Raw genomic sequence first — 10652 nt, 5'->3', positions numbered from 1 at the left:
GCCGCCTGCAAATCCGCCTGCGTCTTATACTGCTGGCGCAGGATGTTCTGCAGGTCCGGCAAGCCGGGCAGCGAGGTGTTGGTGTTGTCCGTATCGCGGCGGATCGTGCCGATGTCCTGCACCTGGTGCGCGGGATCGGTGATCGTGATGCCGATATTGCCGCCGATGGCCGAATAGGCCTTGCCGGTCTCCTTCTCGCCGGCCTTGACGGGCGGAGCGATGGTGAGCCCGCTAGTGCCGATCCCGCCGCCATAGGTTTCGGCCTTCCAGGTCGAATGCGTGTCGATATCCGCAACCGTCAGGGTGCCGGTGGAGAAGGAGTTCTTGTCCGCCGTCGCCTCGCTGGTAATCAGCCCACCGACAAGCGACGTCTGACCTTTGACATCGATGTTGAGGCCGCCGGTGCCTGCATGGATGCCCGATTGTTCGGAGACGAGCACCGCATCGCCCTTGGCCTTCTGCACGGTGCCGGAGACGCCGGTGTTGCCAAAGCCGATCTGGCCGGAGACATTGAACTGATCGGCCTTGGCCTTCTGCGTATCCAGCTGGCTTTCGATCGTCAGGTTCTTGACATCGATCGCAACCGAATTGCCGGCAACCGTCGCCCCCTTCAGCGCGAGATCGTTGGTGACGATGGTGACATCGCCGGTGCCGTTCACATGCGTGTTCGTATGGCTGGTGCCGGAGGTTTCGGAGCCACCCTTGCCGTAGGAGGCGTTGACCCCCACGCCGGTCTCCTGGCAGCCGCCCTTGCTGGTGCAACCAAAGTTGACGCCGACGCCCACGCTCCAGGATTTGTTCGAGCTGGTCGAATCCGACGTGCCGGTGGCGGCGTTGAGGTTGATGTCGCCATTCGCCGCCGACAGGAAGATGTCGCCGGTCAGCGGGTCGCCGGAAACCGTGGGGATGCCGTTCTTGTCGTAGCCAGCCAGGATCTGCGCGCCATCACTGGTGATGGAGCCCTTCTCGGCCTCCATGGTGATCGAGCGACCGGCGCGAATATCCGTCACCACCGGGGTCGAGGACGACGAGGACCAGCTGCTTTCCTGATGATTGACACCGGCATTGATGCCAATACTGAAGGAAAGCCCCTTGCCTGCATCAAAATTCTCCGAAGCGGCCTTTAGATCCTTGTAGGCCTGATAGAAACCGAGGCCGGCAATGGCCGTATTGGTCAGCGCATTGACGCCGCCGCTGTCGGAAAGGCGCTCGGCCGAGTTCATGATGCTTTGGGCCGCCTTGCCAATCTGGCTCGTCACCGAGATAGTCACACCGGCAAAGGTCTTCTCATGCACCTCCTCGTAATTGGTGACGTCGTTGGCCGAGAGCAGATTGATATTGTTCTTGGCAAAGAGATTGACGTCGCGCTCGGCCGAAGCGCTGGTCGCCTGCAGGTTGACATTGTTGCCTGCCGAGATGTTGAGATCGCGGCCCGCCGCCAATGTCGATACCGCATTGGTATCGGACTGCTGCGCCTTGCTGTCCTTGGTTGACTGCGCACCAATACCGATCGAGAAGCCGCCATTGCCGGCGGAAAGTGCAAGACCGAAGCCGGACTTCTTCTGCTGCTGGGACTGTGACGAGCTTTCGGCGCCCGGGGTCACATTGACGTCTCGGGCCGCCGACAGGTTGATGTCACGATCGGCACTCACGGACGAACCCATGATATTGAGATCGGTCGTCCTTGCCGTCAGGTTGACGTCTTGACCAGCCGAAAGCGTCGAGCCGATATTGTCCGTGGAAGATTGCTGGCCCTGCTTTTCATTCTTGCCGTAGAGCGAGATGAAGCCGCCGCCGGAGCCGACGAAGAGGCCGGAATCCCTGCGCTTGCTGTCGGACTGGTGGTTTTCCTGCGCGCCGATGATCGAGACGCTTTCGCCGGAGACGTTCAGCGAGCCATCGGCATTGACCTTCGAACCGACAATGGCCGCCGCCTTGCCGGCATCCAGATTGACATCGCCCGAGGCTGAAAGCTGCGAGCCGATGGTCGTCTCGTTATAGCCGTCATAGCTCGAGCTGCCGCTGCGCAGGAAACCCTTGCGCTTGGCACTGTCATGCTCGGTCTCGGTGTCCTTGCCAGCGGTGACGATCAGATTGCCGCCGGTCTGGACATTGAGATCAGCAACATGCGTATCGTCGCCAGCCGTCACCTTCGAGGCGGAGACCGTGGTGTCGCCGCCGGAAATGATCGTCACGCCGTCCTTGCCGGAGAGTGACGAGCCAGCCGCCGTCGTGGTCTCGAGATGACCGGAGGCATTCTCCTTCGTCGAACCGAAGAAACCGCTCTTCTTGCTGGAGCTTTTGACATCGAGGGTTGCGCTGTCGGTCGCTTCAGCGATGGTGACGTTCTTGTCGGCCTGGATACCCAGCAAGCCTTCGGCGGCCATGGTCGAGCCGATGACGTTGATGTCGTTCTTGGACTTGGCGACCAGATCGCCACCCGCCGTAATCGTCGAGCCATTATGTGTCAGCTCGGACGAGGAATTTTTGCCGAACGTCGAGTTCGACTGGCTCTGAGACGTGGTGACATTGATGTCGCCGTTCGAGGTCAGGCCAACATTACCCTTGGCCATCAGATCGGAACCAGAGATCAGGACACCCGTGTTGGCGTTGACCCCAGCGTCACCGCTTGCGGTGATCGCGAGGTTGCCGCCGGCCGAGAGCTGCGAAGCCTGCTGATCGGTACTGGTCGTCTTGGTGTAGCCGTCGTCGGTGCGACGGGCGACATCGGTGGAGACGATATTGACCGCTCCATTCGTAGCAGTCACCGAAAGATTCCCACCCGACTTTGCGGAGGATCCGATGATGTTGACGTCATTATTGCCGACGATGGTAAGATTGCCGCCAGCGGTGACACGGGCGCCCGTCGCATTCTGCTGGCTACCATTATCAACCTTGACAGCAGCAAGGTTGACATTGGTGCCGGAAAGCTGGGCATTGCCGCCTGCGACGATCTTGGTGCCCTGCAAGCTCAGCGTACCGCCCGCGGCGATCTGCAGATTGCCGCCAGCCGACACGCCGGCATTGGTGTTGACGACATTCTGGCCGCCGATGGTCATCGTCTGAGCGGCAAGCGTAATGCCATTGGTGGCATTGAGGTTCATGTTGCCGCCGGCGAGGAAAGTGCCGCCATTGGCCTTGATCTCGGTCGCATTGATGGTCATGCCATCCGCTGCGGCAATCGCACCGGAATTGTTGACAGAGCCGGCATCGATGCTGACGCTGTTGCCGGCAATGACGGCGCCGCCTGCATTGACTTTCGCCTTATCAGCGGCCGAGAGATAGACGACCGGCACCAGCACCTGCGCGCCGTCGACGATCTGCGTCTGGTAGATCACCATCGACTGGGTCAGCGATGCGGCCTGCTCCGGCGTCAATGCTTGCCCGAGAGCAAGCCCGTTCGCCTCGGCATAAGCGACGCCGTTGTCGAGCAGCGTCTTCATCTGGTCGGTGGCATTGTTGCCGGGGATGAAGGATCCCGCGCCAAGGCCATCGCCCACCAGCTGCCGCATCTGTTCGTCTACCAGCTGATTGTCGAAATAGGCGTCGCCGAGGAAGGGAACCTTGGTCTCCGGCGTATAGCCAACTCGGCCGATGAAATAACTCGAGCCGTAGAACTTCGACACGTCGAGGAAGGCCGCCCGTGTCTCGAACAGGAAGATCTGGCCCGGCACCGTGCCGCCGACGCCGCCCGATTGCGGCTTGGCAAGCGAGGCGAGTTCCGCGCCATTGACCTGCAGCACCTGGGCAAGATTGCCGCTGCTGCCGAGAGCAGCGGTGAGCTTGCCCATCAGGCTGTTCGGACTGATCGCAGCGCCGCCAGTCGTCAGGCTGCCGGAGCTGATCGAAGGGCCGCTGGCGAGCGTCACACCATTGCCGCTCACCGAAGCGCCGACGTCTGCCGTCAGGCCGCTGCCGTTGGCCGTCGGGCCGCCGGCGATCGTCGTGCTGACGGTTGCCAACGATGGACCACTACCGACGCTCGCGCCGCCATTTGAGGCGAAACTGCCTAGCGCGGCATTGACGTTGAACAAGGCGCCGCCGGCCGTCATGCCATTCAGGGCCGACAGAGGATCGCTCGATGTCGAAGGCGCACTGACGGCCGCGCCGCCACTCGTCGAACCGAGCGACGTATTGTTGACCGTACCGAAATTGAGGCTCAGGGCGTGGGCCGCCTTGAGCGTGCCAGCCGCGCCGCCGATAACCTGCGATCCCGAGACGATCGACGTGCCGTTGGCGATATTGCGGGAAGGATCGGCCGTGCCATCGGCGTTGTAGGCCGAGCAGGCGCTCTGAGCGCTACAGGTCAGCATCGTGGTGCGATTGAGGACGACGCCTTCGTTGGTGAGCGTCGATCCCTTGAGCGTCGCATCACCGCCGGCCTCGATCCGGCTGTAGGAATTGGTGAGGTTGGTGGCATCGACCGTGAGATTGCCGCCGGCGCGGATCACCGCCTCGGGGCTCAGCGCACTGGTGAAGCGGTCTTCATAAACCGACTGCGATATGTTGGACGTCGGATCCCAAGTGTAGGTCGTGCTCGTATCCGAACCGTTGCGCACGACCTCATCGACGATGAAATAACGCGAGGGATTGTTGGGATCGAGGATGGGATTGCCGTTGGCATCCTTGGGAACGCGGGCCTTGATCCAGTCGAAGATCGGCCGAACCTCCGTCGGACCACTGCCGCTGACCCAGGTCCAGGCGTGATAGGAGGTGCCATCGGCAAGGGTTGCGACCGAATACAGCAGCGGCTGGTAGTCAGAAAACTGCCCCGGATCGACCCCCGCATAAAGCTGGAACATATTCTGGTCGGTCGATTCCAGATAGGCGAAGGGTTGGCCCGCGACCGCTGGATTGAGCACGAAGGTACCGACAACCGCACCGGAGGAGACCAGCTGACCCGTCACCCAGGTCGGCGTCGTCGATCGCCTGTTGATGAGATTGCTGGTGAGTATCGACATGTCACCACCAGACTGAATGAGACCGGACACATTGGTGACTGCCGCATTGCGCTGACCGGCGGTCGTCCCCTGGATGGTCAACCCGCCATCGGAAACGATAGCGCCCTGGTCATTGGTCAATGTGCCGCCGACGAGGAGGTTGGCGTTGCTGCCGGCAAAGACGAGGCCGGAGGGGCTGTTGTAGAAGTCGCCAGCGACGTTGAAGGTCAGATTGTTGCCGGCGGCAAGCTGACCGGTATTGCCGAGCGACGGCAGGTTGAGCGTCAGGTCATGCGCGGCAAGCAACGATGTGTTGGCGGTGGTGACGAGGCCTGCGGCAGAGATGGCGATGTCGCCGGAACCGCCGGCGACGCGATCACCGTTGCCGGTGACGCTGGAGGTGACGGTGCTGACCTCGGCATTGGACAGATCCGCATTGCCCGACAGATTGAGCGACAGGCCGCCGAAGACGAGATTGCTGCCGGACAGATTGGCGGAAGAGCCGTTGACAATCAGCGTACCGCCGCCGGCAATCCGGCTACCCCGGCTGCCGGAGAGATCGACGACACCGGTATTGAGCGTCAGATTGCTGCCGACACGGGTGGTGTTGGTATAGGCGATGGTCCCGGGCGCCGTGAGCGTGGCGCTGCCAAGGCTCTGCAGGCTGTTGTAACCGATGTTCTGCGTTGCCGTGGCGGCAAGATTGCCGCCCGAAAGCAGAGAATTGGCGCTGATGCTGCCGCTCGAGGCTGAGAGCGTCATCGCGCCGGTACGCTGCAGCATCAGGCTGCCGCCGGCCGCGGCACGGGTGGCGGTGAAATCGACGCCGGAGACCAGCGTGTCGATCGCCATCGATCGGGCGGATAGATTGGCGTTGCGGCTGGCAAGCGATTGGCCGGTGAGCGTGATCGCATTGCCCGCGGTGATCGTCAGATCGCCGTGGGAGACGGCATTCGCGCTGACATTGTTCGCCGCGTTGGCGGTGATGCTGCCGGCAGCAAGAAGGCTGTTGAAAGAGATGTCGCCTGCCGTGGCTAGGAGCGTGAGATTGCCGGTCGGACCAAGAATAACGTTCCCGGCGCCCGATTGGTCCATCGCCGCAAAATCGACACCGGCCGCGATGACGTTGCCGCTGACGGCAGATCCGGTGATCGAGACGTTGCTGGCGCCCAGGAGCTGCCCGTTGATCCTGATTGCGCCAGGACTGGTGGTCGAACCGATTGCGACGACGCCATGGCCCGTGATGTCGCCGCCCGTAAAGGCGCTCGCCGCCACATCGAGATTGCCGGCGACGATCAACGTATTGGCGGTGGCGCTTGCCGCATTGATGGTCAGATCGCCGCTTGCTTCGAGGGCGATGGCACCGTTTGAGGAGTGCGCGGTAGCGGCAAAATCGACGCCCGTGACGGCCTGATTGATCTGGACGGATGAACCGGACAGCAAGACATCGCCCGCACCGAGGAGCTGGCCCGAGACATTGACGCTGCTGCCGGCGGCAAGGGTAATGTCGCCATGGCCGGTCACGGCATTGGCCGCGATGGTGGCCGCCTGCGCGTCGATATTGCCGGCCGATAGCATGGTCTGCGCGGTGATGCCCGCAGAAGCGGTAAGATTCATATCGCCGGCAGTTCCGAGCACTATACCGCCGCCGGCGGCATTGGTGGCGGCAAAGTCGATGCCGGAGATCAGGATCGGGGCGCTGATACTGCCGCCATCGATCGTGAGATCGCCTGCGGCCAAAATCTGGTTGCTGACATCGACATTGCCGACGACATCAACCGTCCCGTGACTGGTGATGCTGGCGGCGATGAGGTCTGTCGCCCTTGCCGTGACATCGCCGGCCGACAGGATGGTTCCAGCCGTGATGTTGCCGGAGGCGGTCAAGCTGGTCTTGCCGGACTGCGCCAGCACGATGCTGCCGCCGGCGGCGTTGGTGGCGGAAAAGTCGATGCCGGAGATCAAGGTCGGTGCGCTGATGCCGCCGCCATTGATCGTGAGATCGCCTGCCGCCAGGATCTGGCTGCTCACATCGACATTGCCGACCATGCCGATATTGCCGTGGCTTGTGACACTGCCCGCCTGGAGATTGGCCGCCTTTGCCGTGATGTCGCCGGCCGAGAGGATCGTGCCGGCCGTTGCATTGCCGGAGACGGTGAGGTCCGTCGCACCGGTCCCTCCGAGCATGATGCTGCCGCCGTTCGCTGCGGTTGCCGCAAAATCCACGCCGGAGACCAGAAGTCCGGCGTTGAGGCTGGCGCCATCGATCGAGAGATTGCCGGCCGACAGTACCTGGCCACTAGCGTCTATGCGACCGCTGGCCTTCAGGTCGGTCCTGCCATGGCTTGTAATGCTGCTTGCCGTCAGATCGATCGCTTGCGCGGTAAGATTGCCCGCCGACAACAACGTGCCGATGGTGAGATTACCGCTCGAAAGCAGCGACACATCGCCACTCGAAGTCTGAACGATGTTGCCGTTGGCGGCAGCCGTACCGGCGAAATCGACACCGGACACGATAGCGCCGGCCGCGATGTTCGGGCCTGAGACACTGATGTTTCCGCCACCAAGGACTTGGCCGTTGACGGTGGTGGTGCCGGCGAGCGTGATATCCTTGTGCCCGGTGATGGTGGCGGCCGTCACGCTGGCTGCGTTGATGTTGATAGTACCGGCGGCTTCCACAGTCGATGCAGAGAATCCGCCACTGAGCCGCGCAGCCAGATTCCCGGTCTGGCCAAGAACGATATTGCCACCGGATGCATCCGTTGCGGCGAAGTCGATACCGGCGACGACAGACTGTGCCGACAGGCTTTGACCGGTGATCAGGACATTGCCGGCCGCGAGAATCTGGCCGGTGATGCTGGTCGCGCCATTCAGCGTGGCATCGCCATGGGCAGTGACGGCATCCGCGCTCACGGCCGTACCGCTGGCCGAAAAAGTGCCAGCCGAGAGCAATGTGCCGGTCTTGATCGCACCGGTCGAAGCAAGAGTCAGATTGCCGCTTGTCGTCTGGACGATGTTCCCATTGGCGGCTGCCGTTGCTGCGAAATCGACGCCCGAGACAATGGCGCCGGCTTTGATGCTCGAGCCAGAGATACCGATGTTGCCGCCGCTAAGCATCTGCTGATTAACGGTGGTTGCCCCGGCGAAGGTGATGTCTTTATGACCTGTGACGGCATCTGCCGTCACAGTCGCGGCATTGACGTTGATGGCACCGGCGGCTTGCATCGTCGACGCCGAAAATCCACCACTCAACTGAGCTGTCAGGTCCCCAGCGCGATTGCCTGCAATCGTCGCGGTCTGACCAACAACGATATTGCCGCCGGCGGCGTTAGTTGCGCCGAAGTCGACGCCCGCAACGACGGTCTGCGCTGCCAGACTTTGGCCAGTGATCAGCACGTTACTGGCGCCCAGGATCTGGCCCGTAACGCTGGTGGCACCCCGGAGCGTCACATCGCCATGCGCCGTGACGCTCCCGGCCGTGATAGTAGACCCGGCCGCATTGAGGCTACCTGCCGAGAGTAGTGTGCCAGTGTCGATGTTGCCCGCGGCGACAAGTGTCAGATTGCCGCTTGTCGTTTGGACGATACTTCCGTTTGCGGCTGCCGTTGCTGCGAAGTCTACACCCGAGACCGCGGTACCGACCTTAATGCTCGAGCCAGAGATGCCAAGGTTACCGCCGCCAAGCAACTGGTTGGTGATATCAACGCGACCGCTTGCGGTCGTCGTGGCGACACCGCCAGCTGCCGTGCCGGAAAGGCTAATATCCTCGTGACCGGTAATCGCATCTGCAGTGATGGACGCGCCGCTGACGTCGATGGCACCCGCAGCCTGTATGGTCGGCACCGCAATGGCGCCATTGACGTTCACCGTCAAATTCCCGGCGTGGCCAAGGACGATATTGCCGCTGGCCGCATTGGTCGCATCGAAGTCGATGCCGGAAACGATGGTCCGAGCCTTCAAGCTCTGGCCGCTGATCAATACGTTGCCGGACGCAAGGATCTGGTCCGTCACGCTGATCGCGCCGCCGAGCGTCATCTCGCCATGGGCCGAGATATTGCCGGCCGTGACCGTCGCGGCACCGGCAGTGAGATTGCCGGCAGAGAGCAAAGTTCCAGCGCTGAGCGCGCCAGTGGCCGTCAATGTCAGATTGCCGGTTCCGGCTGATGGTGCGCCAAGCACGACGCTGCCTCCGGCCGCATTGGTGGCGGCAATGTCGACGCCGGAGACAATAGCGTCCGCCTGGATGCCAGAGCCGGAAACGCGGACATTGCCGCCGCCGAGGACCTGACCGATGATATCAACACTGCCGCTTCCGGCTCCCGCACTGGTGGCGCCTGAAAGCACGATGTCCCTGTGGCCGGTGATCGTGTCGGCGGTGATGGTCTGGCCGGTGGTATTGATCGCGCCGGCTGCAAGCACAGTCCCTGCCTGTATGGCGCCAGCACTGTCGTTGATCGTCAGATCACCGCCACCCGCACTGAGCACGATATTACCGCCATTGGCTTTGGTCGCGGCAAAGTCGACGCCGGAGGCGAGAAGACCGGCGCTGACACCATTGGCGTTGCCATTGATGGTGATATTGCCCGCGCCGAGCAATTGGTTGGCGACATTGACGCCGCCGGCGACGCCGACGGCTTCATGGCTCGTGATGTTATTTGCCTGCAACAGCGAGGCCTGAGCAGTCAGGTCGCCGGCCGACAGCAGCTTATCGACAACGATATTGCCCGTCGTGGCTGTCAAACCGAGCGTGCCGGCCGAGCCGAGAGTAACGCCGCCACCGTTCGCACTCGTGGCCGCAAAGTCAACACCAGCAGCAATCGCACCGGCCTGAATGGCGGCGCCAGAGATCAGGACGTTGCTTGCGGCAAGAACCTGCCCACTGACGTCGACACGACCACTCGCCGTATTGACGGTGAGTGCGCCGTGGGACGTGATGCCGCTCGATGTCAGCGAAGCTGCAGATATCGCCAGGTCGCCGGCGGACTGGATACTCCCGGCGGAAACATTGCCGGTTGCGCTAGCATTGAGTGCTCCGGCCGACAGCAGATTACCGGTCGTGATATTGCCGCCGGTCGCCGTCAGGCTGAGGGAGCCGCCACTACCAAGCACCACATTGCCGCTCGGATTAGCACTCGTAGCGGCGAAATTGATGCCGGAGACGATCGTGCCGGCGGATACGGATCGGCCGCTGGCGCTGACATTCCCCTGTGCCTGCACGTTGCCTGCAACAGCAATGTCGAGTCCGGCGTTCAGCGCGATGCTCTGATTGCTCTGCAGCGAATTGGCCGAGATCGAACCGGCCGTCGCCGTCAGATTGAGACCGCCAGTGCTAATGGCGGCACCTGCGATCGCGATATCGCCTGAGGTGGCGACAAGCGTTGCTGCACCATTGCCGGCGGTGACGCTGCCGGCGGCAATGCCGCCGCCCGAGCTCAACTGCACGGTCGTGCCGCTGTTGACGTCGCCGGAGACGCTCAAGAGACCGGTGCCGTTCGCAAGCACGATATCGCTATCCGCTGCGACTGATTGCAGGGTGATACCCTGGTCAGCCTGAACCGAAACCTTCTGTCTCGAGGTCACCTTGGCCGCCGTCACCTTCTGTTTCGAGGTGATGGCAACGCCGTCGCGGCCAGAGGCATTGCCGATCGAGATCTTGCCGTCGGCCGACAGCGTCAGTTCGCCGGCATTGGCGGCCATGTCACCGCTCATCTTGAC

1 protein-coding gene is annotated in these 10652 nt (G+C 62.4%); it reads right to left on the bottom strand.

Going from position 1 to position 10652, the window contains the following annotated elements; translation table 11 throughout:
* Positions 1-6851: hemagglutinin repeat-containing protein (locus DQ393_RS34275; RefSeq protein ID WP_432421988.1), on the bottom strand; the 6851-nt coding region annotated here is incomplete at its 3' end.
* Positions 6852-10652: the final 3801 nt, after the last annotated feature.

Source organism: Martinezella tropici (assembly GCF_003287875.1).
In the GTDB taxonomy this organism is placed as follows: domain Bacteria; phylum Pseudomonadota; class Alphaproteobacteria; order Rhizobiales; family Rhizobiaceae; genus Rhizobium; species Rhizobium tropici_C.
This window is presented reverse-complemented; position numbering and strand designations above follow the sequence as displayed.